At 48.4% G+C, this 26203-nt stretch carries 19 protein-coding genes; 11 read left to right on the top strand and 8 right to left on the bottom strand.

What is annotated here, in order from left to right; genetic code table 11:
• Positions 1-16: 16 nt before the first annotated feature.
• On the bottom strand, positions 17-940 hold the full coding sequence (locus UNH61_RS19625; RefSeq protein ID WP_326993692.1) for an alpha/beta fold hydrolase: 924 nt from the start codon (positions 938-940) through the stop codon (positions 17-19).
• 67 nt (positions 941-1007) lie between these two features.
• The gene (locus UNH61_RS19620; RefSeq protein WP_326993691.1) at positions 1008-1571 is read right to left on the bottom strand and encodes a TetR/AcrR family transcriptional regulator; all 564 of its coding nucleotides are present in this window, start codon (positions 1569-1571) and stop codon (positions 1008-1010) included.
• Positions 1572-1739: 168 nt separating this feature from the next.
• Between UNH61_RS19620 and UNH61_RS19615 the strand changes: the two genes are divergently transcribed.
• Positions 1740-2849, top strand: coding sequence for a hypothetical protein (locus tag UNH61_RS19615; RefSeq protein WP_326993690.1), 1110 nt, complete (start codon positions 1740-1742; stop codon positions 2847-2849).
• A gap of 10 nt (positions 2850-2859) precedes the next feature.
• Here UNH61_RS19615 and UNH61_RS19610 read toward each other — a convergent pair whose 3' ends face one another.
• Genes UNH61_RS19610 through UNH61_RS19600 form a run of 3 tightly spaced genes read right to left on the bottom strand, consistent with a single transcriptional unit; the run spans position 2860 to position 4260 of the window.
• Complete coding sequence (locus UNH61_RS19610; protein ID WP_326993689.1) at positions 2860-3387, bottom strand: SRPBCC family protein; 528 nt, start codon at positions 3385-3387, stop codon at positions 2860-2862.
• Positions 3388-3399: 12 nt separating this feature from the next.
• A complete protein-coding gene (locus UNH61_RS19605; RefSeq protein WP_326993688.1) occupies positions 3400-3849 on the bottom strand; it encodes an SRPBCC family protein in 450 nt (149 codons plus the stop codon).
• Between the two features lie 27 nt (positions 3850-3876).
• A complete protein-coding gene (locus UNH61_RS19600) occupies positions 3877-4260 on the bottom strand; it encodes a metalloregulator ArsR/SmtB family transcription factor (RefSeq protein WP_339070262.1) in 384 nt (127 codons plus the stop codon).
• Between the two features lie 584 nt (positions 4261-4844).
• On the opposite strand from UNH61_RS19600, the gene UNH61_RS19595 reads away from it, so the two are divergent.
• Positions 4845-6950, top strand: a complete 2106-nt coding sequence (locus UNH61_RS19595) for a HAMP domain-containing sensor histidine kinase (RefSeq protein WP_339070261.1) — start codon at positions 4845-4847, stop codon at positions 6948-6950.
• 77 nt (positions 6951-7027) lie between these two features.
• On the opposite strand, the gene UNH61_RS19590 is transcribed toward UNH61_RS19595, so the two are convergent.
• Both UNH61_RS19590 and UNH61_RS19585 read right to left on the bottom strand, forming a co-directional pair.
• A complete protein-coding gene (locus tag UNH61_RS19590) occupies positions 7028-8719 on the bottom strand; it encodes a SusD/RagB family nutrient-binding outer membrane lipoprotein (protein ID WP_326993685.1) in 1692 nt (563 codons plus the stop codon).
• Between the two features lie 34 nt (positions 8720-8753).
• Positions 8754-12188: a SusC/RagA family TonB-linked outer membrane protein gene (locus UNH61_RS19585; RefSeq protein WP_326993684.1), complete on the bottom strand. Its 3435-nt coding sequence runs from the start codon at positions 12186-12188 to the stop codon at positions 8754-8756.
• A 321-nt stretch (positions 12189-12509) separates the two neighbouring features.
• On the opposite strand from UNH61_RS19585, the gene UNH61_RS19580 reads away from it, so the two are divergent.
• The 4 genes from UNH61_RS19580 to UNH61_RS19565 all read left to right on the top strand — a co-directional run bounded on the left by UNH61_RS19580 (position 12510) and on the right by UNH61_RS19565 (position 17244).
• Entirely contained in the window at positions 12510-13541 is a 1032-nt protein-coding gene (locus tag UNH61_RS19580) for a methylated-DNA--[protein]-cysteine S-methyltransferase (protein WP_326993683.1), read from the top strand.
• 85 nt (positions 13542-13626) lie between these two features.
• Positions 13627-15327, top strand: coding sequence for a GMC family oxidoreductase (locus UNH61_RS19575; protein WP_326993682.1), 1701 nt, complete (start codon positions 13627-13629; stop codon positions 15325-15327).
• 182 nt (positions 15328-15509) lie between these two features.
• Entirely contained in the window at positions 15510-16325 is an 816-nt protein-coding gene (locus UNH61_RS19570; protein WP_326993681.1) for an HAD-IIA family hydrolase, read from the top strand.
• Between the two features lie 49 nt (positions 16326-16374).
• A complete protein-coding gene (locus tag UNH61_RS19565) occupies positions 16375-17244 on the top strand; it encodes a glycerophosphodiester phosphodiesterase family protein (protein WP_326993680.1) in 870 nt (289 codons plus the stop codon).
• Positions 17245-17485: 241 nt separating this feature from the next.
• Here UNH61_RS19565 and UNH61_RS19560 read toward each other — a convergent pair whose 3' ends face one another.
• On the bottom strand, positions 17486-18337 hold the full coding sequence (locus tag UNH61_RS19560; protein ID WP_326993679.1) for an alpha/beta hydrolase-fold protein: 852 nt from the start codon (positions 18335-18337) through the stop codon (positions 17486-17488).
• Positions 18338-18469: 132 nt separating this feature from the next.
• On the opposite strand from UNH61_RS19560, the gene UNH61_RS19555 reads away from it, so the two are divergent.
• From UNH61_RS19555 to UNH61_RS19535, 5 genes are all read left to right on the top strand, one after another.
• A complete protein-coding gene (locus UNH61_RS19555; RefSeq protein WP_326993678.1) occupies positions 18470-19273 on the top strand; it encodes a class I SAM-dependent methyltransferase in 804 nt (267 codons plus the stop codon).
• 145 nt (positions 19274-19418) lie between these two features.
• Entirely contained in the window at positions 19419-21785 is a 2367-nt protein-coding gene (locus UNH61_RS19550; protein ID WP_326993677.1) for an ABC transporter permease, read from the top strand.
• A gap of 42 nt (positions 21786-21827) precedes the next feature.
• Positions 21828-24278 (top strand): ABC transporter permease, encoded by a 2451-nt coding sequence (locus UNH61_RS19545; protein ID WP_326993676.1) that lies wholly within the window; start codon positions 21828-21830, stop codon positions 24276-24278.
• Positions 24279-24390: 112 nt separating this feature from the next.
• Positions 24391-24825, top strand: coding sequence for a MarR family transcriptional regulator (locus UNH61_RS19540; protein WP_326993675.1), 435 nt, complete (start codon positions 24391-24393; stop codon positions 24823-24825).
• A 19-nt stretch (positions 24826-24844) separates the two neighbouring features.
• Positions 24845-26200, top strand: a complete 1356-nt coding sequence (locus tag UNH61_RS19535) for an MFS transporter (RefSeq protein ID WP_326993674.1) — start codon at positions 24845-24847, stop codon at positions 26198-26200.
• Positions 26201-26203 lie beyond the last annotated feature (3 nt).

Below are 26203 nucleotides of genomic sequence, written 5' to 3'. Positions count from 1 at the left end.
AGAAAAAAAATAGCGGTTAATTTTTTGCAGTAAGTGAAAGAAACTGGCGGATCAGCAGGCCGATGGTTTCGGGATCATCTTCAGGGCTGTAGTGGCCTACGCCCGGGAGTTCGTATATCTGACCGTTGGGGAATGTTTCACGGATGAGTGGCAGGAAATGTTTGCCCTGTACGGTTTGGTCGGCCATACCCCAGATGGCTAAAGCAGGCAATGCGCTGATGATGTTCCGGGCTTTTTCGGAGGGTGTTTCGAAAACATGTTGACCGGTGGCGATGCCTTTGGCCCATCCCAGCACCCCGCGGCAGTCGGCCGCTGTAAGGAAAGGCGCGCGGTAGGCTTCCAGCCAGGTATCGGTTATCAGTTCGTTGCGTTCGAATCCGTTTAGTTTCAGGGTACTGAGTATGTTGTAATGTATTTCGTTCAGTATTGTTTCCAGTTTACCGTGTGGATGAGCGGCCATTATCCACCTGAACCAGGGCGAATCTTCGAGGTTGGCTGCAAAGCGTTGCGGGAGGCTGGGCTGACCGAAAGGAGCGGGGCCGTTGACATTGATCACGCGCGCGATTCGTTCAGGATGCCTGGCGGCGAGGCCCATGCCTACCGGCCCACCGAAATCGTGCAGCACGAGGGTGATCTGTTGCAGATCGAGATCCAGCACAAATTGTTCGATGTTGAGGATGTGATCCTGCAGCCAGTAGCTGCGGTTGCCTGGTGTTTCACTTTTCCCGAAGCCCATATGATCGGGAACAATCACGCGATAGCTGTGGGAAAGCTGCGCGATAAGATGCCGGAAGAGGTAGCCCCATGTTGGTTCTCCGTGCAGGCAAAGCACCACCGGACCGCTGCCTTCATCTGCATAATGCATACGGAATCCGGGTGCGGTACTGAAATGAGGCGCAAATGGAAATGTTCCATGAAAGGTTTCGTTAGCGGGTATCATGTTTTCAGATTTAAATTAATGTTTTAAAATAGATAGATATATCTATTTTATTACTGTGCAAAAAAAATCAGGAAAGTGTTTTCCTGATAAATTTCTTTACGTTTTCGAGTGCCTGGGTATTGCGGGCAATCGTAGTGCTGACAACAGCGCCTTCCACCATCATGAAGCAGTTGTCTGACAGCATTTTCCTGTCGAGGTTGCCTTCGTTGGGGAGTTGCTTGAAGAAACTATACAGCATGGCCTTTTGTTTATTTTTATGGCCTTCCACCATCTGCTGCACCTTTTCTTCGCGGGCGCCTACCTGCGCGATGATTTTGATGAAAGGGCAGCCACAGTAATCAGTTTTCAGCTGATGCGCAATCCGGAAATCCACATACTTCAGGATCTTTTCTTTCGGATTATCGATACCCTGAATGAATTTATCGAACCCTTCAAACCATTCGTTTTCCAGCTTTTGCAGGTAAGCCAGCAGCAGATCGTTTTTGGAAGGGAAGTGGTTATATAGGGAACCAATAGCGATATCGGCTTCGGCAATGATCTGGTTAATGCCGGTTTGCGTGTATCCCTGGCGGGAAAACAGTTCTGCCGCCACCAGCAATATCCGGTCCTTTACTTTTAATTTTTTCTGCATGCGCGTCAATTTCGGGAGTAAATATAGGAAGATTTTTAAAAATAGAGAGATCTATCTAAAAATTGAAACCAGGCAGACAATACCTTTTGCCTTTGGAAGAATTCGTATATTGGACACTGTTATTAACCCGCAATGTGTTTACTCACATCTGCCTAAAATAAGTACACTATGGACGAATTGCTGCATGTGGAGAATGCCATTGTTGTTGCCATTACACCGCTGGAGAAAGGACGGTTAATTGAAATCAGACCTGCAGGAAAGTATCATCAACTGTCGCTGACGGAAGCGGTATCCGGAGAAAAAGACCAGCTCTTTGTCACCTTTCATGCGTATAAGGCCACAGGAGGGTACGATATACTTTATGCCGTAGTGGATTCGAACGGGAATATTGTAAAGGTGATGCACGAAACTGCCGGAATGCTGCCATCCGTGTTTCATGCACCGGATGGGGCGTTGTGGCTGTCTGTAACTCCCTATCACCCCGATAAGGAACTGGAGACCTTCCTGCCGGTTTCAGGGCGGGACAATGTTACGCCACTGAAGCCCGGGAGGCCTTTTGCAGGGAAGTTCATAGGCACAATCGGACAGCAGGTGTTGAGCTGGATGGACGAAGTATTTTCAGATAAGAAACCCGATAAGCTGCTGGTATTGAATTTTGAAAACGGGCAGGTAAAGAAGAAGAAAGAAATAAAGGTAGATATGCCACAGCGGAATAAGGCGATAGTGGCAAATGATAAAACATACCTGCTTTGTCGCCATGCAGGCGGATTGTTATTAAGGACAATGGATACAGCAGGGAAGATATTATCGTCGGCCCAATTAACGCTACGCCCGGCGCAATTTGAATTTCTTTCGGTAAGCAGCAACGATACGATCCGGTTGTTTTATACCGGCAAAGGTGGTGCAGCAGGGATCTGTGAGATCAGTGCAGATGGCACCATGAACAGCATCCCCCTGCTTGAAACCGGCCTGGACTTTTACTCGACCTGGCCGGCAACAGCGTTGGGAAACAACAGTTTCCTCATCCGGTTCACGCATGAAAAAGGGAACGGATGGATATTGATCCGGGAGCAGCGTGTGGTGGAATGTTTTCTGCAAAACAATGCAGACGGCCTGTACACCGATCTGGTGAGTAATGCTGTCATCCGTGTAAGGAATAAGGCTGCAGTACTGGCGGATGCTGCGATGCAGGATAACAGCGCTTATGCGCTCGTGTTCCGGCCTAATTCGAATGAAGGGGGTCCCGGCGAAATAATTATCCTGCAGCGCAGTATGTAAGACACTAAGGTTATGAAAGCATTTGTTCGTATTCCTGTTCCAGTTTCATATGTGTTTTCCAGAAGCCGGCAGGAGTGGTTGCTTCCAGGTTGGCCACCAGTACACCCAGATGTGTATGCCAGCCGCTTGCAGTTTCAACGCGGATATCTTTACTGCCAACAAGGTTGCGGTGAGTGAGTCGTAACAGTACTTTTTCGCCCTGCTCTTTCAGCTCAAACGTTACATCCGAATTACTTTCCCAGGTGAATGCAAGCAGGTGGGGCGGGGAGATTTTCAACACGGTGCCGGTGGAACTTGCTCCATGTTCCATGCTTTTGTACTTTTCGGGAATGGGGTCGTTTGTATCCGGACTCAAATCGCTGTGGAGGAATTCCAGTGTTACTTTTCCGCCTTCAAACAATTCCATTTCTCCTTTGGCGAGCCATTTACCTCTCTTTTCAGATTCGGTGAGGTAAGCCCATACTTTTTCGACAGGCCCGGGCAGGAGCCGTTCAAATACAAGGGTACCCGGTGCCGTCATCTTACCATATTTTTCCATCTTTACAGGTTTTTATTTTTTTTGAGGAAATTTATCTCCTATCAGGTTTAAGCGGATGTTATGTTCCAGGTAGGCTTTCAGGCCGTCGAGTACCGTAGTGAATCCGCCGGTGAGGTCATTTATTTCCCTGAACAGTGCTTCGTTTGTTGATTTCAGACCGTAATTGGTAACCACCACATAGGTACTGTCATCACTGAACGACTGGAACACGAAATCCACGTGGGTAGCGGGATTGCCCCAATCGATAGCAATCTTCTCATTTGGTACGATCTCTTTTACCGTTACGGTAGAGGAAACGCCATACATTTCCCATTCCCAGGTAACAGTTTTTCCGGTTTCCAGTTTACCGCTTCCTTTAGTGAACCAGAAATTCTTTGTGATCTCCGGATCAATAAAAGCCTGGAAAACTTCTCTGGCGGGTTTTCTGATAAGCATCTCTGCTTTTACATACGGTTCTGCCATGATGGATTTGTTTTATTGGATGAATACTTATTTTTCTTTCAGCAGGTGCTCCAGTTTATCCAGTTTGTTATTCCAGAAGGAGCGGTATTGAGCTGTCCAGTCGGCCACTTCCCGTAACGCTGCAAAATTGGCGCTGCAGTGCTTTTCCCGGCCCTGTTTGATCATCACTACCAATCCACATTCGGTAAGTATACGCATGTGTTTGGAGATGGCAGGCTGGCTCATGCTGAAATTCTCAGCAACACCGTTTAAAGTCATGGTTTGTCCTGCAAGCAGCCCTATAATGGCCCTGCGGGTAGGATCGGCAATTGCCTGGAATACGTCTCTGCGAGCGAGCATGTTCTTATCGTTGTTTTTTACAAAGAAGTTATTTATATAACCATTTGGTTTGGTAAAGTTATATATAACCATTTGGTTTGGCAAATTTATTTTAGGATTTTGGGTTGTTTGTTTTTTATTTGGCTGAAAAGACAACGCCGGCTACTTGTCCTGAAAGCTGATTTACAGCGGGATTACAGCCTGTTGGTGATAAGCTGAAAATCAGCAACTAGTGTGTCATGCGCATCCGGACCCACGGGGCATGCGCACCGGGGCGCACGCACATAGTAACAGACGGAATGCCGGCGCTGTCAGGAATTAAACTGCGGACCTGATAGATGGTACGTCCGGGAACCAATGAATTCCGTCGCCTTCTTTTAGAAATAAGCTACAGACTACATTGGGTAAAGGTTGCGGTAATTTTGATATCTATTTTGACCTGACTATAAATATAAAACCTCTGAAAATCAGACAGTTTGTTTATATTAGTAGGTATTGGAGATTCAGTCTTCCAACACTAATGCTTAATGGTGTACCAGGTTTAAAATTTTCGCAGGTTAATAAGTGGTCAGTGAAATCCAGAATAGCATTAGAATATCAGCGTAGTGATCTGCTTTATTAATCGCGGGTAGAGATATTCCCTTATACTGTCAATTTTTAACCGATATAAACCTACTATGTATAGACTGGAACACAGCTATAGAAAATCTTCCGGATTAGGTTCCCTGTATGCGTTGGCTTTATTGTATTTATGGTTCTTACTGACAACTGCCTGTAACCAATCGCATAAACAGATGGCAGATCATTCGGCTTATTTCGATCCCTTTATTAACGGACTTCGGGTATATACATCCAATCAGTATCAGGAAGCCTTCCGCCGCATTGATTCGGCGTATGACGCTTTCCCCGACCCCAGTCCGCTGGACATCTCAAAAAAATACTACTTTAAGCTGGAGCATTATTGGCTGGACCGACGGGATCCGGATATGGGTAATATATATATCGACAGCATTCTGAACATCCTGGCTGATTATAAAAACGAGCCCGCCTGTTCTAAAATGTATGGCCTTGCCATACTATGCCGGGGTGATATACTCCGGGAGAAACTGAAACTTGCCGATGCCATTACGTACTATTTCCAGGGCAGAGATTACATTCAGAAATCAGGGGATACCTGCACGTTTAGTGAGTTTAACGGACGAATTGCCATGGTATACTATCGTCAGAAACTATTCCCTGATGCAGTTCCCTATTTCCGGGCAACTTTTCTAAATCTGCAGGCCTGTGCCCCGGATACATTTTATCGGTTTCGATATCAGCAGGGCCAGTTGGATAATATCGCACTGTGTTTTAGTCAAATCAATCGAAGCGACAGCGCCTTATTTTACTATGACAGTACGCTAAGATATATTCAACTGTTCGAACCGGTTTTTAAAGGCATGCCGGAGCGGGAAAGAAATATGCAAGTGTCCAGAGGAGTTGTTTACGGTAATAAAGCAGATGAACTTTTGAAAGCCGGCGACACTTCCCAGGCTGAAAATCTATATAAAGCAAACATTCAGATTAATCTGCGAAAAGAATGTGAAATGGGGAATGCGCAAAGCACCATTAACAAATTAATCAGCATGTTGCTTAGCCAAAGAAGATACGACGAAGCACATGCATGGATGGAAAAACTGCAATCCTCTCTGGATTCATTTCCCAATGCTGGCAGCAAGCTTTGGTTGCTGAATCTCCAATCTCAGTATTACGAGTTGAAAAATCGGCCGTCAACTGCGTTAAGCCTTGCTCGTAATTATCTCCGGATGAAAGATTCACTGGACAATGTTAACAATCCGCTTAGTAGTGTGAACACCCAACAGCAATTCGATTTCCTGGCCAGGGATTATGAATTGAAGTTATTAAAGAAACAGGATGAAGTAAAAAACGCCTATCTCATCATTTCTCTGCTATTCTTCGTATTTGCTCTGGGTATTATCCTGCAGGTCTGGTTTAATGCCAGGAAAGCACGTGCCAATGCTAAGAAACTGCAGGCAATGAACGATACGATTTCCACGCAAAATGAAATCCTGGAAGAAAGTCTCAGCGCCCTGGAGCAAAGCCAGCAAAACAATACAAAAATGATGAAAATTGTTGCGCACGATCTGCGTAATCCCATTGGAGCGATCATTCCCTTGTCAGATCTTTTGCTCGATTCAGGCGCGATCACCGACAGCGACAGTTCAGAACTGCTCACTATCATCAGGGAATCTGCCACTCATTCGCTGACGCTTATCAGCGAGATGATGAACCTCGATATTGCCAGCGATATTCATAAAGAACCTGCGGAATTACACACTATTATTCAATACTGCATCGGGTTGCTGCAACAAAAAGCCGAGGAAAAAGGACAAACGATTATTGCCGACTTACATCCCGCCATCGTTGCCTGCGACAGGGAAAAGATGTGGCGGGTGTTCAGTAATCTCATTACCAATGCCATCAAATTCAGTCCTTCCGGTGGAGTTATCCGGGTATTCATGGAAAGTAGCGGAGCTCTTGTGCTGATAGCTGTAAAAGATAATGGCATTGGCATTCCGGATGATATAAAGGAGAATCTCTTCGGCCTTTCAGGAACCGCCAGACGTAGTGGTACTTCCGGTGAACAATCTTTTGGATTAGGTTTATTTATCTGTAAACAGATCGTAGATGCACACGGCGGCCGGATTTGGGTGGAAAGTAGTGAAGGTAATGGCAGTACGTTCTGGATTGAGCTGCCAGTGCTGGCATATCATGTGCTGTGAAATTAAGCATTAAAAAAGAGCGGAAACCTCCGCTCTTTTTTAATGCTTAATTCCCTATTCCTGATGCTAACTAAAAGCTATTTCCCCTTCCCAAAATCCGGCGCATTCTTATCATACCACACGCGCTGCGTGCTGAGGGTAGGCAAATCCATCGCATTCGGAGTAAAGCCCTGTTGCTGCATCGCCGCATTCCAATTGGCGCGGTTTACTTCTCCAGGATCGGTCAGCCAGAAACGGCGGAAGATCACTTCATTGAATGGCTCCCTGCTGTAATAGGCAGATCCTGTTTTAGGATAGCCGGTACGGCGGCAGAACACATATGCCTCGTTAGGTTGCCGGTACATACCCAGATACTGCTGGATGTAGATACGTTCCAGGTCGTTGACGCCATTGAATTTTACCTGCGGATTGCCGAGATAGTTGCTGATTTCTGTTGCTCCTGTTCCGGAATAGGCCGTTGTAGATCCCGCTGCAATGGCAATGGTATTCATGGTTTGAATGGAAGAGGTGATACCTTTTTTGTACCAGTCTTCCGCACTGCCTTTGGTATTGGCGCCACCTGCATATCCCTTCTGTATAAATTCCGCTATGTAGAAACAGGTTTCTGCATAAGTGACTGCCACATCCAGGAAGTTGCCTTTGGCCTGATTCAGCTGTGGAGAGAAAAACCGGCGGTTGATCGGCGATATCAGCGAGTATTTGGTATAAGGGCTCACCACAAAACCGTTGCTGATAAAACTTGCTACGGTGGGGTTGGTGGTCCAGTCGGCCGGACCTCCCTGGTACATGATCAGCGGATCGGCCGGATCTATAAACGAAGGAAGTGTGACGCCGTATTTCGTGAGCGAATCCCGGAAGCTGCCTGTCAGGTCGTTTTTATCGAAGTAAACCGGTAACCTGGGATCGTTGCTGCTTTTCAGGAACGACATGATAGAGGTGGTGGCATACCTGCGGCTGCGGTAATCGATATCGCCGCTGGTACCGAACGGAACGTAAGTCACATTCATATATTTCAGCTGAGAATCATCGCCATCAATTGGGCCAATAGGATCTTTGAGCACCTGCTGAAAAATTGCCTGGCACCTGGCATTATCGGCGTTTTCGAGCCGTGCGGCAATCCTTAGCTTCAGCGTATTGGCGAGCTTCACCCATTTTACCCAGTCGCTCTGGTAATAGATGTCAGATGATCCATAGGTGGCCTGGGCTGGCAGCGAATTATCAGAAAGCACTCTGATCGCTTCATCCAGTTGTGCCAGCAGGGTATTGAACAGCGTTGCCTGATCGTCGTATACCGGGCTGTATTTCTGATCGTAGCGGCCCTGTATTGCCTGTGAATAGGGGATGGCTCCGTTCATATCCGTTACCTTGATGCCGTGCAGCGCCTGCACGATGTAGGTCACTTCTTTGATCTTCTGGTAGTTGTCCTTATCCTTTCTGGCATCTACCTGGCGTCTTATCTCAAAAAGATTGGGAAGGATCTGCAGGTAGTAGTTACTGTAACGGGTGTTAACGTTACCGGTGATCTCGTACGGGCTGGAGGTAACGTGCTGGGTTACACGCATCAGCTGTTCCATGCTTTCCCACACCCATTCAGTACCCTGATAGGTGAATAGTTTATCTTCCGAATAGCTGAGCAGGTATTTAACATCCGGTGTGATCACCACACTTGGATCGGTATTAATATCCCCGAAGTTTTTTGAACAGGAGCTGGTGCCCAGTAATGCCACTATCATAGCAGCTTTTATATATCTGATTGTCGTTTTTTTCATGATCTGGTGTTTTGAGTGATACAATGGTCTGCTGCTAGAATCCTACCCTGATGGTGCCTGCGATGGATCTGATCATCGGCAAAAATCCTTCTTCACCGGAATAGGCGGTGTTGTTAGAGTTGTTGGAGGCAGGATTATAGTTGTAGGGCAGCGAATTGTACAGGTAAAACAGATCGCGGCCTACGATAGCCAGGCTCAGGTTATTGAGCTTTAGCTTATTGCAGATGCTGGCGGGAAACTGGTAGGCAAGCGATATCTGGCGAAGTGATATCCAGGAGTTTTTCCTGATCCAGTAATCGGCCACGCCAGTAGAAGAGGAGCCATAGCGATAATAGAACTGTGGTGCGTGAGTTGGCTCTACGTAGCCTTTATCGTAGGCCTGCTGGTAGGTAAGTCCGCCTACATCTACCTGTGTACCATTGGGCAGGGTCACTTTCTGTCCTTTAGGAAAAACGCCGTCGGGGATGAGCCCATCGTCGTAAGTCTGGTTATCGTATTTGCTGGTCCAGGTGATACCGCCGTGTTCAGCATCCCGTCCTTTGAGTGTGTTGGGGAATACGCCGGTATGTGTACCGTAGCGGTAGGTGAGCAATACGAAGTCGCCGCCGATCTTGGCATCCAGCAATACATTCAGCGAGAAGCCCTTGTAGCGGAAGGTATTGCCCCAGCCGGCGCGGAATTTTGCGTTGATGTCGCCCACATTCTGGAGGGTATTGCTGCGTGCAGGGAAGGCTGCCCTTGCGTCGGAACGCCATGCCAGTACGGGTTTTCCGTTGTTGGGATCGTCGACCGGTTTGCCGTTGGCATCTGTTGCCTGGTAAGGCTGCGAGTGAATGGTGGTACGCAGTACGCCGTAGGATTGTCCGACAATGGCCCAGGTGCTGATTTCTCCGATGTTGGCGCCCAGGTCGTATTCGGTACGGCCGGGATACAGGTCCTTGATCAGGTTCTTGTTAAAGGAATAGTTCAGGTTGGTGTTCCATTCAAAGTTTTTGGTTTTAACCGGACTTCCATCTACCATTATTTCCAGTCCGCGGTTCTGTATATTACCGGCGTTGATCAGGATACCTTCCTGCCCTGATTCCTGTGGGGTGCCAATATCCAGTATCTGGTTCTTAGTGTTGTCCTGGTATACTGATGCGTCGAAGCCAATCCTGTTTTTGAGGAAACGCATTTCCAGCCCCAGCTCTTTGGCGATCTTCCGCTGTGGTTTAAGATTGGGTTGCAGTACGATGAACCTGCCGGTGAGCGGATCACGGAAACGGCTATAGGTAGATGTAGGTACATCCGTGCCGTTAGACGACGTATAGCCGTTGAAGGTAAATCCCGGATTGATGACAAAGGGATCGGTATCTCCACCGAGGGCTGCGATGTTGCCTCTCAGCTTACCATAGCTGATCCAGGTGGGCAATTTGAAGGTTTCTGAAAACAGCCAGGATAAGCTCACTGCCGGGTAGCTGTAGAAGAAATTACCGCTTCCGTCTGAATAGGTGAGTGCAGAGGACCAGTCGCCGCGGAAGGTTGCCTGCAGGTAAAGTTGGTTTTTCCACGCCAGGTCTGCACTTGCATAGAGGGAGTTGAATGCTTTCCTGTTTTTAACGCCGCCCTGGGCTGTCGGTTTCTGCACGGAATTAGCCAGGAAGTACTTTCCGGGGTAATTGAGTCCACCTACTGTTTCGCTGTAGTTGTAAGTGGTCTGGAAACGTTGGGTTTCACCGCCGATATAACCGCTCAGGTCCAGGTCTTTCGTCAGCGTTTTATTGATCATTGCCATCCATTTGAGGAAATAGCTTTCTTTGCTGGTATGTCCTAAGCCGTATAATCCGCCGGCGAAATTTTGTCCCTGTCCGAGTTCTTTGTTTTCGTTTTTGGTATAGAGGTTATTGATGTTGCCTTCCAGCAGGAATTTCAGCCAGGGGTTGATGGTGGCGGTGAGTGCAATGCGGCCCCGGATAGTCTGTTCATTCTGCAGGTATTCGTTTTCGAACAGGCTGAACCAGAACCTGGATTCGGGCGCTTTGTTGGGCTCATTGGGATCTGTGGGATTGGGCACGCCGCCAAATATGCTGGTGTATTTGTCTTTCTGCATCCAGTACCTGGTATCATAGTTCCTGGGCAATATCCAGCTGAACAGTTTACCAAAGTTATAGGAGGCGAAGGCATCGAGGCCGCCCAGCCGCGGCGGGTTCTTACCGGCGAAATCCGTATAGTTGGCACTTACATCGGCGCTGAGGAATTTGTTCACGGTATGGGTAACGCGCAGGTCGAAGCTGTTTTTAAGTAAACTGTTTTGGGCTACTACGCCAGTGCTCTGATCGCGTGTATAGGATACCCGGAAGGTGGAACGGTCGTTGCCACCGTCCAGCGAAATATTGGTGGCGGAGCCATTTCCGTTCTGGAATGCCTGCAGGAAATTGTTCGGCTGTGCTACGTATTTAGTGGGTGTGCCATCGTAGTTCAACACATCCTGACCGGCGAAGCGGGGGCCCCAGTTCTCCAGTTCACGGCCTATCTGGCGGTCGATGTACGGCTTACCGGTAGCCGGGTCGGTAGGGAATACTTTTGTTCTCCAGTTCTGATCCGGTTGGTAGTTGGGATCGCGGTTATCCGTAAAGAAGGCACCTACAGTGCCTCCGCCGTATTCGTTTTGAAAATCCGGGCCGGAGTAGGGATGAAAAGTATTGAAGGTCTGACTAACGTTAACGCCTATCCCTTTTCGTTCATGCCCTTTCTTGGTGGTAATCAGGATTACGCCGTTGATGGCTCTGGAACCGTACAGTGCGGCAGCAGAAGAACCTTTCAATACAGTGACGCTTTCAAAATCTTCCATATTGAGGTTTTTCAGATCGTTCCCGAAATCGCGGCCGGTACCGCTGAAGATACCGTTATCCACGATTACGCCATCGATCACAAAAATGGGCTGGTTGTTGTTACCCAGGGTAGAGTTACCCCTGATAATGATTTTGCTGCTGCCAAACAGGCCGCCTGCGCCCTGATCGATCTGTACGCCGGCTACTTTACCCTGCAGGGCATTCACCGGGTTTACTTCGTTGGTAATGGCCAGGTCGGCGCCTTTGATTTCGGTAGTGGCATAACCCAGGCTCTTTTTAGCTTTGGTAACGCCCAGCGCGGTGACTACCACTTCACCGAGCTGTTTGTTGTCTTCCGTAACAGTAACATTTACGATTCCCCTGTTATTAATGGGTATTTCCTGACGGATAAATCCCACGGCATTAAAGATCAGCACGCCATCTCCGGGGGCATTGATCATGTAAGTACCCTGGTTGTCGGTGATAGCACCGGCTTTGGCATTTTTCAACATAACAGATACCCCCGGTACAGGATCGCCGGTGGGAGAAGTGACCTTTCCGATCACCTTTACATTTTGTGCAAAAACTGCATGGCTGAGGCATAACAGCAAACACAGGAAGATATGCCCTGTAGTGCCGGCATGTAGACATTTCCGCATACTGTTCTGATTTTAGTGGTTGATAAATATGATGTGGACTGAATAGATAGAACTACTTACAGGCTTATACGACCATAGAGGTGGTTTTAGAGATAATTTTCTGGTTATTGGCTATTATACATCTTTGCTCTGGATGAAAGAGGGAATACATTCGACAACAGTCTGACTAAAATAACAAGTTGTTTGTCGTAATGTTCATATTACTTTCACTTAACATGATGTATTTTTATCATGCTATTCTTGTAGCTGGAAAAAATACTTGTCAGTTTTCCGGTTGTCCTGATTTTTCACCCGGACTACTTTTGTATAAAACGATACAGCATGCTTACAAACGAAATCATGTACAAGGCGCTGGTGGATAAGGATCCTTCCTATGAGGGAACATTTATTGCAGCTGTGAAAACAACAGGTATCTTCTGCCGGCCTACCTGCACGGCCAGGAAGCCTAAGATAGAGAACGTAGAATTTCTCAGAACAACGAAAGAAGCCATCCAGAAGGGGTACCGGCCCTGCAAAATATGTAGCCCACTGGACCGGCTACACGAAACGCCTGTTTTTATCAGCGCCCTGCTGAAAGAGATGAATACAGATCCATCGGTCAGGTTCCGTGATGGCGATCTGATAGCAAGAGGGATAGAACCTGCCCGCATCAGGCGCTGGTTCCTGAAGCATCATGGAATTACATTTCAGGCGTATCAGCGGATGAACCGGATCAATGCGGCCTTTAAGAAAATACAGGCCGGCGAAGCGGTAACAGCAGTGGCATACGACAGCGGTTATGAATCGCTGAGCGGGTTTGCAGATTCCTATAAATCATTGATTGGCGCCTCTCCGCAGCAGAGCAAAATGCAACGGATCATTAATGTAGTGCGGCTGGAAACGCCCCTGGGCACCATGATGGCCTGCGCCGTGGAAGAAGGTATTTGCCTGCTGGAGTTTACAGACAGGAAGATGTTGGAAACAGAGCTGAACGCATTGAAAAAAATGCTGAAGGCTAATTTCATACAGGCGGAGCATACACATTTTGCAGTGCTGAGAAAACAGCTGGAGGAATATTTCGCAGGTCAGCGCAAAACTTTCGACGTGCCGTTATTTACGCCAGGTACGGTTTTTCAGCAATCGGTCTGGCAGTTGCTGCAAACCATTCCTTATGGGGAGGTACGTTCTTACAAGCAACAGGCCAATGGGCTGAACAGGCCGGAGGCAATAAGAGCCGTGGCAGGCGCTAATGGCATGAACCGCATTTCGATACTGGTGCCCTGTCATCGCGTGATAGGAGAAGATGGCAGCATGACCGGCTACGGCGGCGGTATCTGGCGGAAGCAGTGGCTGCTGGAACTGGAGCGGAAGTGAAATAAAATCTTCCGTTTATCCAAATTATCGGATCCTTTTTCTGTTATTTTCCTATTTTCCGCCGGTATCAACTCATATCAGACGTATGATCAACTTGAATTTGAAAGCGGAGGCGCAGCATACCTATGATGCTATTGTAATAGGATCCGGTATCAGCGGAGGTTGGGCAGCAAAGGAACTATGCGAAAAAGGACTGAAAGTACTGATGCTGGAAAGAGGCCACCAGCTGGAACATATCAAGGATTACACCCTCGCCACAGCTGCCCCCTGGGAAGTGAAGCACCGGGGCGAAACTACGAACGAATATGAGAAAGATCATCCGTATGTGGTAAGAGACCATCTGCCGGAAGAATTCAACCAGAGCTACTGGATGAAAGATAAGGATAGCCCGTATGTGGAAACGAAACGTTTCGACTGGATGCGGCCCGACATCGTTGGTGGCCGTTCTATTATGTGGGGCCGCGGTTCCCTGCGGCTCAGCGATCTGGATTTTGAAGCCAATGCAAAAGAAGGGATAGGGATCGACTGGCCCATACGTTATAAAGATCTGGCGCCCTGGTACGATCATGTGGAAGCTTTTGCGGGTATCAGTGGTGAGAAGCTGGGGCTGGCACATCTGCCTGACGGCGTATTTCAGAAGCCGATGGAATTGAATTGTTTTGAGAAAGAAGTGAGAAGCAGAATAGAAAAGTCGTTCCCGGGCCGGCATATGACCATTTTCCGTACGGCTAACCTCACGCAACCTATCGGCGACCGGCAGCAATGCCAGTACCGGAACCGTTGCGCCCACGGATGCCCGTTCGGCGCTTATTTCAGTACACAGTCGTCGACCTTGCCGGCAGCTGTCAAAACCGGTAATCTGACGCTGCGACCCGATTCCATCGTTAACAGCATTATCTATGACGAAGCTAAAGGCAAAGCCACCGGCGTGCGTGTGATCGATAAACATACAAAGGAAACGGTGGAATATTATGCGCGTATCATTTTCCTGAACGCTTCCGCCCTCGGCAGCACGTTTGTGATGCTGAACTCCGTATCCGGCCGTTTCCCGAACGGACTGGGCAACGACAGCGGTGTACTGGGCCATTACCTGATGGATCATCATTTCCATGCCGGCGCCAGCGGCACTTCCGATGAGTTCAGCGATAAATATTATTACGGGCGCAGGCCAGCGGGATTTTATATTCCGCGCTTCCGCAACGTGGGCAATGATAAACGCGATTACCTGCGGGGCTTTGGATATACCGGCTACAGCAGCCGCCGCGGATGGGCAAGAGGTATCGCCGAACTCGGCATAGGTGGCGCATTCAAAGATTATTTGTCTGAGCCCGGGCCCTGGCAGATGGGCCTGATGGGTTTTGGTGAATGTTTACCTTATGAAGACAACCAGGTGATGTTGGATCATAGCATCAAAGACGCATGGGGGCAGCCGGTATTGAAGTTTAACTGCGATTTCAGAGACAACGAGAAAAAAATGCGCAAAGACATGGACCAGGATGCCTGTGAAATGCTGGAAGCAGCAGGACTGAAAAATGTAAAGCCCTTCAACCGCGACTCATGGCCAGGTATGGCGATTCATGAAATGGGCACTGCGCGTATGGGCAGAGATCCGAAAACATCCATGCTCAATGAATGGAACCAGCTGCATGCAGTGAAAAATGTTTTTGTAACAGATGGCGCCTGCATGACATCCTCTGCCTGTCAGAACCCATCACTTACTTATATGGCCCTCACTGCGCGTGCCGCCAATCATGCGGTGGATGAGCTAAAACGCCAATCGTTGTAAGACGTAAAATAAAATTAATACCTACTTTTTGAATTTTATTATTATCTTTAAGGGCAGTTAGTCGATAATGACTAGCTGCTTCCTTCCTTTATTCTTTCCCCGTTTGCCGCCTTTATTTATTCCTGTTTTTTTCAGACAGCATTTTTATTTCTTATCGAATACAAAACCAACATCTGATAGCTATGAAAAAGAAGGGATTTTTAATTGACATGGATGGTGTCATCTACAAAGGCAGTGAACCCATACCCGGCGCGGTGGAATTTATCAATAGTCTGCGCGACAGGGACATTCCTTTTTTATTTCTTACCAACAACAGCCAGAGAACCAGCAGGGATGTTTGTTACAAGCTAAACAAAATGGGTTTCCGGGTAAATGATACCGACATCTTTACCTGCGGAATGGCTACGGCCCGCTATCTGGCATCCCGGAAGGAAAACGGCACTGCTTATGTGATTGGAGAAGGTGGCTTATTGACAGAGTTGCATAATGCAGGTTATTCAATTGTAGATGATCAGCCGGATTATGTCATCATCGGGGAAGGCAGAACCATCATGCTCGAATCTGTTGATAAAGCGATCAACATGATCATGAAAGGAGCAAAGCTGATTGCCACCAACCTTGACCCTAATTGTCCGATGGGCGATGGAAAATACCGCGTTGGTTGCGGTGCATTGGTAGCCATGCTGGAATGTGCCACCGGCATCAAAGCATTCAGCGTTGGAAAACCGAGTCCTGTTATGATGCGCATGGCACGGAAAGCACTGCAGCTTGCAACAGACGAAACTATTATGATCGGAGATACCATGGGAACAGATATTCTCGGTGCAGGATCTATGGGATTCACTACCATACTGACTTTAACGGGCGTTACCCGGGAAGAAGACCTGGCGCATTTCGGCTATGCTCCTGATTTTATCATCAAATCAGTGAAAGATCTGCTGAATGAGGAATTCTTCGAAAGAGTGATGGGAGAGGTGTTAGCCTTTCCCTATTCGTAATTCCCTATGAGGGATTTTGCTCCCGCAAACGAAATACCTATAAACATTCATGAAGCGCTTCTTCTTTTTCCTGCTGTGCCTACTATCCCTGAATGCCATTGCTCAGCAAAACAGACCTGTAGACGGTATATTAGACGAATTCTATCATCATCCTGAACATGTGATGGTGGCGGCACACCGGGCGGCCCATCTGAAGTATCCGGAGAACTCGCTGGCTGCGGTGCAGGAAGCGATTAACCAGGGTATTGATATTGCGGAGATTGATGTACATGAAACGAAAGACAAAGTATTGATCATCATGCATGATGATAATATAACACGGGCTACCGGTAAGAAAGGGAAGATCCGCGACTATACTTATCAGGAACTGTTACAATTCCCTTTGTTGTATAACGGCCAGCCTACCAGCGAAAAGATACCCACCTTTGATCAGCTCCTGAAACTGGCCAAGGATAAAATTATGGTGGATGTGGATTTTAAGGAAGACAGTGAGGAGGCGGTTAAGCAGGCCGTAAAGCTAATCGCAGCCAATGGGATGGAAGATCAGGTCTTGTTCTTCATTTACGACCATAAGGAAGCTGCCAGGTTGCGGCAATGGAGCGCCAGGCTGCCGATTATGCCACGGGTGCATAATGTGGCGGAAGTAAAAGAAGCGCTGCAGATGGAACAGCAGCTTGGAAAGTTTCCGGTGATTCATATCGATGACGACTTTTATTCAGATTCCCTGATGCAGCAGATCACCAGCAATGGTACCCGGGTCTGGATCAACGCCTTGGGAAAATACGATAAGCTGGAAGAGCAGCAGGAGGGCGCAGGGTTCAGCCAGCGCCGGAAAGATGCGGCCTTTGCCAATGCTATTCAAACCAACTACCCGGAGAAGTTGCTTGCCTGGCTCCGGAAAAACGGATTGCATAAATAAAAATCATATGGTTGTCACCCGTTTGAGAAAAACGGGAGTAGTGTTGTTGTAATCAGATGCAACAACCAGAAAATGAATTATCCAGCTATTGCAAATATGGTGCTGGCAGGGATGCTCATGGCCTCCTGCGGGTAATCCCCGCATCAGCGGTAATAAGATCAGCCTGGGTGCACAACAGTAATTAATACATTTTTTCCGTTTCTATGATCATCGGCTGCGTGTCCACGCGGCCGATTTATTTTTAACGGGGCATCTGCAATGTGAGTTGCATGCCTTTAATAAAAGTAGGAAGACCGGTATCCATGTGATCCAGGTTGGAAAGCATTTCTCCTTTGAAGCTGATGTAATGCATACAGTTGCTGCTGTCGAGTTGCCGGAGGAGGGTTTCCCTGGGAACGTCTCCTGAGTCGGTAGACTTTTCAAGTCCACCGAAAGTGAAATATGCTTTTGATGCAAATATCGTATCCGCCGCAATGTGATAGTCAGCTATCTGCTTTGGCAGATAGTAATTGTTGTAATGGAGAGATGGACTGGCCGCCACATAGCCGTGAAACTTCGGGCCGGTACCGGTGATATCACGGTAAAGGGCATACGCAGTGAAGTATCCACCCAGGGAATGCCCCATGAGCACACGTTTGCTGCTATCAGTTTTATAGTGCCGGTCTATTTCAGGAGCCAGCTCCCTGTTGATAAAAGCCAGGAATTTATCGGCCCCGCCGCTCACGGGCATTTCATACTCCGGTATGGCTAACGGGTACGTATAATCGCGGTTTCGCAGGGAGTCCATTGTGGGGAAGTCGCGATACCCAATGCCCACCAGTATTACATCTGGCAGTAAACCCACTTCTGTATACCGGCGTGTAACTGCAGCCATGATATCGAAATAAAGATTAGCATCCAGCAGGTATACCACCGGGTATTTGTCGGCGTTGGTTTTATTGTAATGTTCGGGAAGTTGTATGAAGATGGAAAAGGAATCATTTACTTCCCTGGAATACATCCTGGCGGGAAGGCTGCCGTTGTTTTTCAGCAGTTGTGGCCGGTTACAGGCGAATAGCGCGAACAATAGTATTACAGCAGGATACAGTTTCATAACATTTGTTTTAGGTAAATGGCTGCCGGATGATGCTACTATAACATAACAGGTATTTCTGTTTAATGTTTTTCTAAAGTAATGGATCTGCTTCCTTTTTTGTCTCCCGGGTATTATATTTAACCAATTATTATGAAAAAAGATACCGCTACAGAAAGGGCCGCGATGCCCAAAGGAAATACCAGTATACTGGATAACAGGAGTCTGCAAAGCAGCTATGCCACTATTATTCCCCTGCTCCGCCCGGGTATGCGTGTGCTCGACGCAGGTTGCGGAACGGGCGCCATCTCAGCGGGTATTGCTGAGGCAATCGGGCCGGAAGGGCATGTGACAGGAATCGACAGTAGCATTCATCTAATCCGGAAAGGACGGGAAGATCATGCGGGGCTTGCTAATCTCGACTTGCAGGAAGCGGACCTGTTTACATTTGCTCCTGCGGAGAAATTCGACCTGATCGTTTCGGCGAGAGTATTACAATGGCTCAGTAATCCGGCAGCAGCGCTGCAACACTTTAAATCGCTGCTGAAACCGGGAGGCTATATTTCTATCCTCGATTATAATCATGCCCGCCTGGAATGGACGCCGGCGCCGCCCGAGAGCATGCAGCAGTTTTACCAGGCCTTCCTGCACTGGCGCGCCGATGCTGGTATGGATAATGAAATTGCCGATCATCTCCCGGAGCTTTTCAACAGCCTGGGCTTTACGGATGTAACAGTGCTGCCTGCTGATGAAGTGTATGTGAAAGGCGAGGCATCCTTCCCGGATAAAGCCGGTATATGGACGAAGGTAGCTGAGCTAAGAGGACCGCAAATGGTGGAGAGTGGCTTTCTTACAGAAGCTCAGCGCCTGCAGGTAATAGCCGAATACAATGAGTGGGTAGCAAACGAAGGAACACGTATGGTCATGAAGCTGAAAGAAGTGAGAGGAAGGATATAGCGTAATCAATTCTGCCTGGTATCCTGCGATGTTGTAACCGGTCACAAAGGTGTACAAAAACGGACATATTATATTAAAATCTATTTCTTAACTTCTGACAAACATTAGCACAGGTGTATGGCATATTTTTTCAGCATTTGTTCTCATGATCAGAAATTACCTCCGGATTGCCTGGCGCAATCTTATCCGTAATAAAGCATTTTCACTGATTAACATCCTGGGCCTTTCGCTGGGCCTGGCCTGCAGCATGATGATGATACTCTGGATCCGTGATGAGCAGGCCGTGGATGGATTTCATGACAACAATAAGCAGCTATATCAGGTATATGTACAGCAAACGGCGCAGGGAAAAACGGATGCCAGTTACCTCACGCAATGCCCGCTGGCTGTTGAGCTGAAGAAGTCGTTGCCTGAAATACGGTATGCAGCAGGGTACCAGGAATATCCGCCAGTGGTCATCAAAACAACTGATAAGGCCTTGAAGCTGGCAGGGGCTTATGCCGGGGATGATTTTTTCCGGATGTTCAGTTTCCCGCTGTTGCAGGGCAATGCCGCTACTGCGCTGCAACCTGGCGGAGTGGCGCTTTCTGAGGATGTGGCCACGCGCCTTTTCGGTAATGCCGGCAATGCCATCGGCCAGGTGGTGACATGCGAAGATACTGCGCAGCTGACTGTCAGCGCCGTTTTTAAAATACCAGCTGCTTCTTCTTTGCAATTCGATTTTGTACGGTATTGGGGGGATTATTTCAATGCCAGCCATGCATGGACGCAGAGCTGGAACAGCTTCAGCCCGAATACGTATATCCGGCTCCGTGAGGATGCCGATCCGGCGAAGGTAGCTGCCAAGATGAAAGATTTCGTGTACCACTATCAGCCGAGAAGCAAAGAGGGAAGCACTTTGTTGAACATTCAACCATTCTCCCAAAAGTATTTGCACGGCATATTCAAAAACGGCTCCCCCGCAGGCGGGCGGATCGAATATGTACGGCTTTTTTTCCTGCTGGCGATATTCGTGATGCTCATTGCCTGCATCAATTTCATGAATCTCTCTACCGCCCGTTCTGCCGAAAGAGCACGTGAAGTGGGCATCCGCAAGGCAGTGGGAGCGCTGCGTTCTTCTTTGGTAGCGCAATTCATAGGCGAGGCTTTACTGATCACCTTCTTTGCCATATTGGTGGCGTTGCTGGCAGTAACATGGTTGCTGCCGGCGTTTAACGGGGTAACCGGGAAGCAGCTGTCGATACCGGTACAGCAACCGGCATTCTGGGCACTGGCGGGAGGAATGCTGCTGGTAACCGGATTGGTGGCTGGCAGCTATCCGGCGTTGTTCCTGTCGTCATTGAATCCTGTGAAGGTATTGAAAGGCGGCCTTAAACAAAGCGGCCAGGGAGGCTGGTTCCGCAAAGGAATGGTGGTTTTTCAGTTCACGTTGTCAGTGATCCTCATCACTGGTATGCTGGTGATATACCGGCAAATGGAATATGTACAAACGAAGAACCTGGGTTACGACAGATATCATTTGCTGTATGTGCCCATTGAAGGAACGTTGACCAGTCGTTATGACCTGTTCAAAACGGAAGCCGCCAATATTCCGGGCATCACATCGATATCGGCCATGAGGGAATCGCCAACAGTGATTGGTCATCATAAAGGCGGGATCAGCTGGACCGGGAAAGATCCGGCTTTGGAAGCAACATTTGCGGATGCAGCGGTAGGATATGGCTTTGTGAAAGCGATGCAATTATCGCTTGTGGAAGGCCGGGATTTCTCCGCTGATTTTGGCAACGATTCTACGAGTTATATACTGAACGAAACAGCCGTGGCAAAAACCGGTTATCAACACCCGGTGGGAGCGTCGTTTACGCTCGACGGAATTCAGGGAACGATCATAGGCGTAGTGAAAGATTTCCATTTTAACTCCATGCATGAAACAATTGATCCGCTGGTGATCAGGCTGGAAAGGCAGCCCAAATGGGGGAATATACTGGTGCGCATAGCCCCGGGAAAAACCAAAGCCGTGCTGGCAGGCCTGGAAGGACTTTGCAAGCGTATCAATCCCGGTTATCCTTTTACGTACCAGTTTTCTGATATGGAGTATACCCGGCTTTATAAAAATGAACAGCTGGTAAGCCGGTTGTGCAATTATTTTGCGGTGCTGGCCATCTTTATTTCCTGCCTCGGTTTATTTGGCCTGGCCATGTTTACGGCCTCCCGGCGTACCCGGGAAATCGGCGTCAGGAAAGTATTGGGAGCATCCGTTACCAATATCATGATGCTCATGGCCGGAGGCTTTCTCAGGCCGGTGATGGCTGGTATGCTCATTGCTTTTCCGGTAGCCTGGTATATTATGCATCATTGGCTGCAGCAGTTTGCTTATCGGGTGAGCCTCGACTGGTGGTTGTTTGGATTGGCGGGGCTGCTGTCTGTTTTGGTGGCTATGATCACCATCGCCTGGCAAAGTGTGCAGTCGGCCGTGATGAATCCTGTAAAAAGCCTGAGAACAGAGGGGTGAGGACAACAATAATCCGGCAAGACAAGCTTAAAAATATACGCTATGTTCAAAAGCTACTTCAGCACTGCGTGGCGAAACCTGGCCAAGAATAAGGTTTTCTCCATCATCAATATTACAGGTTTATCTATCGGCATTGCGGCGTGTCTGCTGATCCTGCAATATGTAAGTTTCCAGCTGAGTTTTGACAGGTTCAATAAAAATGCGGCAGATATCTTCCGTGTCACCAACGACCGTTATCAAAACGGAAAGCTGATACAGCATGGTACCATCACTTATTCCGCCGTGGGAAAGGCGATGCAGGACGATTTTCCGGAAGTGATCAACCATACCCGCATGCGCCCGGCATACGGGGTTATGATAACTGAAGATAAAAAGATCGGCGACCAGGGAGGCTACTTTGTCGACAACGCCTTCCTCGATATGTTTTCGTATCCGCTGATTGCCGGCGATAAATCTACCTCGCTCACCGCGCCCTTTTCACTGGTACTCTCCCAAACGCTTGCCAATACACTGTTTGATAAGCATAGCAATGCTGCTGATATGATGGGGAAAGTAATCAGCTTTGATGGGATACCCTGTAAAGTGACCGCCATTTGCGCTAACCCGCCGGAAAATTCTCATCTGAAGTTTAAGTTCCTGTTGTCATATAATTCGCTTTACAGCGGCCCGAATCCATGGAAGCAGTCCGACTATGATTTCACCGATTCCGACTTTTGGCACTATATCCAGCTAAGGCCCGGAACGGATTATAAAACGGTGGAGGCAAAGCTGCCCGCCTTTAGCGACAGGCATTTCCAGGGAAACAAGATATCCGGCAGCGTTGAGAAATTCTATTTACAGCCTTTAACCAGCGCACATCTGTATTCCGATTACGAATACGAACTGGCCAATACCGACAGTGCCACCATAGTTTGGTCGATGTTGATCATTGCCGCACTGATCATCTCCATCGCCTGGGTTAATTATATCAATCTCTCTACCGCCAAATCTGCAGACAGAGCCAGAGAGGTGGGTGTGAGGAAAGTAAGCGGCGCTACCCGGTTGCAACTGATCAAACAGTTTCTGACAGAATCTTTCGTGGTGAACATGATTGCCCTCGGGCTGGCTATCATCCTCGTGACCCTGTTGCAGCCTGCTTTCAATCATCTCATTCAATATCATCTCTCCTTATCTTACCTTTTCCATAATGGATTGCATGGATGGAATGTGATCGCCCTTCTGTTGGCGATATTGGTGGCAGGGATTTTTGTATCAGGATTTTATCCTGCGTTTGTGTTGTCTTCCTTCAAACCGATAGTGGTCTTAAAAGGAAAATATACCACCTCATCAAAGGGTATTCATCTGCGCAGGATCCTGGTGGTAAGCCAGTTTGCCATTACCATTGCATTGATCATCGGCTCATTCGTTGTATATAGCCAGATGCGTTATATCAGCAAACAGGATCTGGGCATTAACCTCTCGCAGGTACTCGTGGTCAGGGGGCCTGGCCTGACGCAGTTCGATTCCACTTTCATCACCCGCTCAGATGCTTTCAAAGATGAATTAAAGAAGATTCCTCACGTGCAGAACGTCGCCAATTCATGGAGCGTTGCCGCTGATGAAATGGGCCGCGATTTTGATCTGAGCCTGAGCAGCGATGAACATGCACCACACTTCACTACCCGCAAAGTGGCGGTCAGCCCGGAGTTTGTTCCAATGTATGGCATCCGGTTGCTGGCAGGAAGAAACTTTGATGCCACCGATTATAACGTTGATAGAAACAAGGTACATAGCATCCTGCTGAATCAAAATGTATCAAAGCTGCTTGGCTTTGCAAAGCCGGATGATGCAATCGGCAAAACCATTCACGTAGAAGGAAAGCAGTGGGATGTGATAGGCGTCATTTCCGACTTTCACCAGAAATCACTGCGTTATCCGCTGGAACCATTGATATTGATGCCGCTGTACAGTACCAACAGCGCTATCTCCGTAAGGGTGGATACAAAGGATATTACTGCTACCATGAAGGCAATCCAGGCGCAATACGACGCCTATTTCCCGGGTAATCTTTTCGATTATTATTTCCTGGATGCCAGGTTTAATCAGCAATATGCCAACGATCAGTTATTCGGCAGGATATTCGGTATTTTCTCTGCCCTGGCGATCTCTATTGCCTGCCTGGGACTGCTGGGATTGTCGTTGTTCACGACCACCCAGCGTACCAAAGAGATCGGGGTGCGGAAAGTAATGGGCGCATCTGTCGCCAATATTATTGTATTGCTTTCAAAAGATTTCATAAAGCTGGTGTGCATCGCCTTCCTGATCGCCGCGCCGGTAGCCTGGTTGGTCATGAACCACTGGCTGAGCGATTTTGCTTACCGCATCAATATCAGCGTGTGGATATTTGTAGTGGCAGCGCTGTTATCTGTTTTCATTGCACTGGCAACCATCAGCTTCCAGGCAGTGAAAGCCGCGCTGGCCAATCCCGTGAAGAGTCTGCGAACAGACGGATGACACGAATAATCAACAAGTAAGATAAACATGTTTGCTCCCGGAGGCCTCCGGGAGCAAAAACTTTTTTATATCAAAATACCAAAGTAACTTTGCAAAGTTAATTAACTAAATAATGAGTCAATCAGATGCAGTAGTAATAGGCCAGGCATTACGCGACCTGGTTACAAAAATGAGTAAGCGTTTACGCAGGCAGGTAGGCAACCTGGGAGCTATATCGCATTCGGAAGGGCATGTGATGAGCCTGCTCATGAGCCAGCAGGAAGCGTATCCGTCGGAGTTAGGTACGGCGCTGCGGATCAGTTCCCAGTTTATGTCGCAGATACTGAACCGGCTGGAGGGGCTGGGTTACATCAGCCGGCGTGCTGCGCCCGACGATGGCCGTAAAACGCTGGTGTCGCTAACGAAGAAGGGCCGCGGGATGGTGGAAGAGAGCCGGCGTGAGCGGGAAGAATGGCTGGCAGCGGTCATTGCTGAAAAATATACTGCAAAGGAGATGAAAGTCATCCGGGAGGCGCTGGCGCTGCTGGCCACCTTGCCTGATGCGTGACAGGAAATAATAACAGGCTATGTACAGGGTCAGGGAAACGAACACTTTTTGGTTCATGGCGCCACTGGTGCTGGGCAATATGTTGAACCCGCTGAATTCAACGATGCTGGCTACGGCTATCGTATCGATCTGTGGGGCATTCGGGCAGGATTTGGGAACCGGCGCACTGCTGATAGTGCCTTTGTACCTGACCTCGGCCATCGGGCAGCCGCTGATGGGAAGACTGGCCGATATTTTCAGCGCCCGCAGGATCAACCTGCTGGGATTTGTGGTGATATTGATCTCGGCGCTGATTGGGGTACTGGCCCGTAATTTTTCCTGGCTGATTGTATCGAGAGTATTACTGGGCCTGGGATCGTCCGCTGCTTATCCGTCGGCCATGACTATGATCCGGCAGCGTTATGCAGCGCTTCACCAGGAGGTGCCGGGGCGGATACTGGGGCTGCTAGCTATTGCATCGCAGGTATCTATTGCGTTTGGGCCTTTCCTGGGAGGTGTGCTCACAGAGCATTTCGGCTGGCAGGGAATATTTTTTGTGAACATTCCGCTGGTGCTGATCGCCTTGGCACTGTCGTGGGTAAGCAGGCGGGAACAAGCGCCGGTAAAGAAAAAAGCCGGACAGGTGCTGAAAGAACTGGACCTGCCGGGCGTACTTACATTCGCCATATTCCTGATCATCTTCCTGTTAACATTACTTTATCCATCCTGGTTATGGATAAAAATTCCGTTGGTATTACTGGCGCTAATAGTTTTTATTTCGGTAGAAGTAAAACATCCGCAGCCGTTTATTGATATGCGTTTGCTGGTCATGAATGTGCCGTTGAGCACTACTTTCCTCCGGCAGGTGGCCATCAACTTCGTTATGTACATGACCATTTACGGGATGCCGCAATGGATGGAGCAATCGAAGGGGATCAGTCCTTCCCGCGTAGGACTCCTGATGTTGCCTTTGTCGCTGGCAGCAATGCTTTGCAGCCTGCTGGTATCCGGCTCCAAACATAACAACCGCCTGCTGCTGGCCGGAACACTGAGTATTATCATTGCATCCGCAGGGTTTTTCCTGCTGAACAGGGAATCATCGATTCCTTTTATCATGGCTATTTCCATCCTGTTGGGCATTGCCACCGGGGTATTGACGATCGCCAACCAGGCTACCTTATATGCCGCGGCGCCGGCAGGCCAGGTGGGGATTTCCTTTGGCCTGTACCGCACCGTGGGCTATGTGGGCGCCATTGTAGCCGGATCGAGGCTTAAGCACGAATTCCATAGCGGGGCTACAGATGCCAACCTGCATTTGTTAGCCGGGTACTGTTTGGCTGCCTGTGTGATGGTGGTGATTTTCCTTATTCCTGTCTTCCTGAAAAAACAATCTTAAGCA

The organism is Chitinophaga sp. 180180018-3, from assembly GCF_037893185.1.
GTDB lineage: Bacteria > Bacteroidota > Bacteroidia > Chitinophagales > Chitinophagaceae > Chitinophaga.
Note: the sequence above shows the minus strand (reverse complement) of the source record. Positions and strands in the feature narration are given on the sequence as shown.

What these genes read in the sequence shown, in the direction of transcription:
- UNH61_RS19625 (WP_326993692.1), bottom strand. Translation starts at nt 940, where the DNA reads ATGATACCCGCTAACGAAACCTTTCATGGAACATTTCCATTTGCGCCT.
- UNH61_RS19620 (WP_326993691.1), bottom strand. Translation starts at nt 1,571, where the DNA reads ATGCAGAAAAAATTAAAAGTAAAGGACCGGATATTGCTGGTGGCGGCA.
- UNH61_RS19615 (WP_326993690.1), top strand. Translation starts at nt 1,740, where the DNA reads ATGGACGAATTGCTGCATGTGGAGAATGCCATTGTTGTTGCCATTACA.
- UNH61_RS19610 (WP_326993689.1), bottom strand. Translation starts at nt 3,387, where the DNA reads ATGGAAAAATATGGTAAGATGACGGCACCGGGTACCCTTGTATTTGAA.
- UNH61_RS19605 (WP_326993688.1), bottom strand. Translation starts at nt 3,849, where the DNA reads ATGGCAGAACCGTATGTAAAAGCAGAGATGCTTATCAGAAAACCCGCC.
- UNH61_RS19600 (WP_339070262.1), bottom strand. Translation starts at nt 4,260, where the DNA reads ATGGTTATATATAACTTTACCAAACCAAATGGTTATATAAATAACTTC.
- UNH61_RS19595 (WP_339070261.1), top strand. Translation starts at nt 4,845, where the DNA reads ATGTATAGACTGGAACACAGCTATAGAAAATCTTCCGGATTAGGTTCC.
- UNH61_RS19590 (WP_326993685.1), bottom strand. Translation starts at nt 8,719, where the DNA reads ATGAAAAAAACGACAATCAGATATATAAAAGCTGCTATGATAGTGGCA.
- UNH61_RS19585 (WP_326993684.1), bottom strand. Translation starts at nt 12,188, where the DNA reads ATGCGGAAATGTCTACATGCCGGCACTACAGGGCATATCTTCCTGTGT.
- UNH61_RS19580 (WP_326993683.1), top strand. Translation starts at nt 12,510, where the DNA reads ATGCTTACAAACGAAATCATGTACAAGGCGCTGGTGGATAAGGATCCT.
- UNH61_RS19575 (WP_326993682.1), top strand. Translation starts at nt 13,627, where the DNA reads ATGATCAACTTGAATTTGAAAGCGGAGGCGCAGCATACCTATGATGCT.
- UNH61_RS19570 (WP_326993681.1), top strand. Translation starts at nt 15,510, where the DNA reads ATGAAAAAGAAGGGATTTTTAATTGACATGGATGGTGTCATCTACAAA.
- UNH61_RS19565 (WP_326993680.1), top strand. Translation starts at nt 16,375, where the DNA reads ATGAAGCGCTTCTTCTTTTTCCTGCTGTGCCTACTATCCCTGAATGCC.
- UNH61_RS19560 (WP_326993679.1), bottom strand. Translation starts at nt 18,337, where the DNA reads ATGAAACTGTATCCTGCTGTAATACTATTGTTCGCGCTATTCGCCTGT.
- UNH61_RS19555 (WP_326993678.1), top strand. Translation starts at nt 18,470, where the DNA reads ATGAAAAAAGATACCGCTACAGAAAGGGCCGCGATGCCCAAAGGAAAT.
- UNH61_RS19550 (WP_326993677.1), top strand. Translation starts at nt 19,419, where the DNA reads ATGATCAGAAATTACCTCCGGATTGCCTGGCGCAATCTTATCCGTAAT.
- UNH61_RS19545 (WP_326993676.1), top strand. Translation starts at nt 21,828, where the DNA reads ATGTTCAAAAGCTACTTCAGCACTGCGTGGCGAAACCTGGCCAAGAAT.
- UNH61_RS19540 (WP_326993675.1), top strand. Translation starts at nt 24,391, where the DNA reads ATGAGTCAATCAGATGCAGTAGTAATAGGCCAGGCATTACGCGACCTG.
- UNH61_RS19535 (WP_326993674.1), top strand. Translation starts at nt 24,845, where the DNA reads ATGTACAGGGTCAGGGAAACGAACACTTTTTGGTTCATGGCGCCACTG.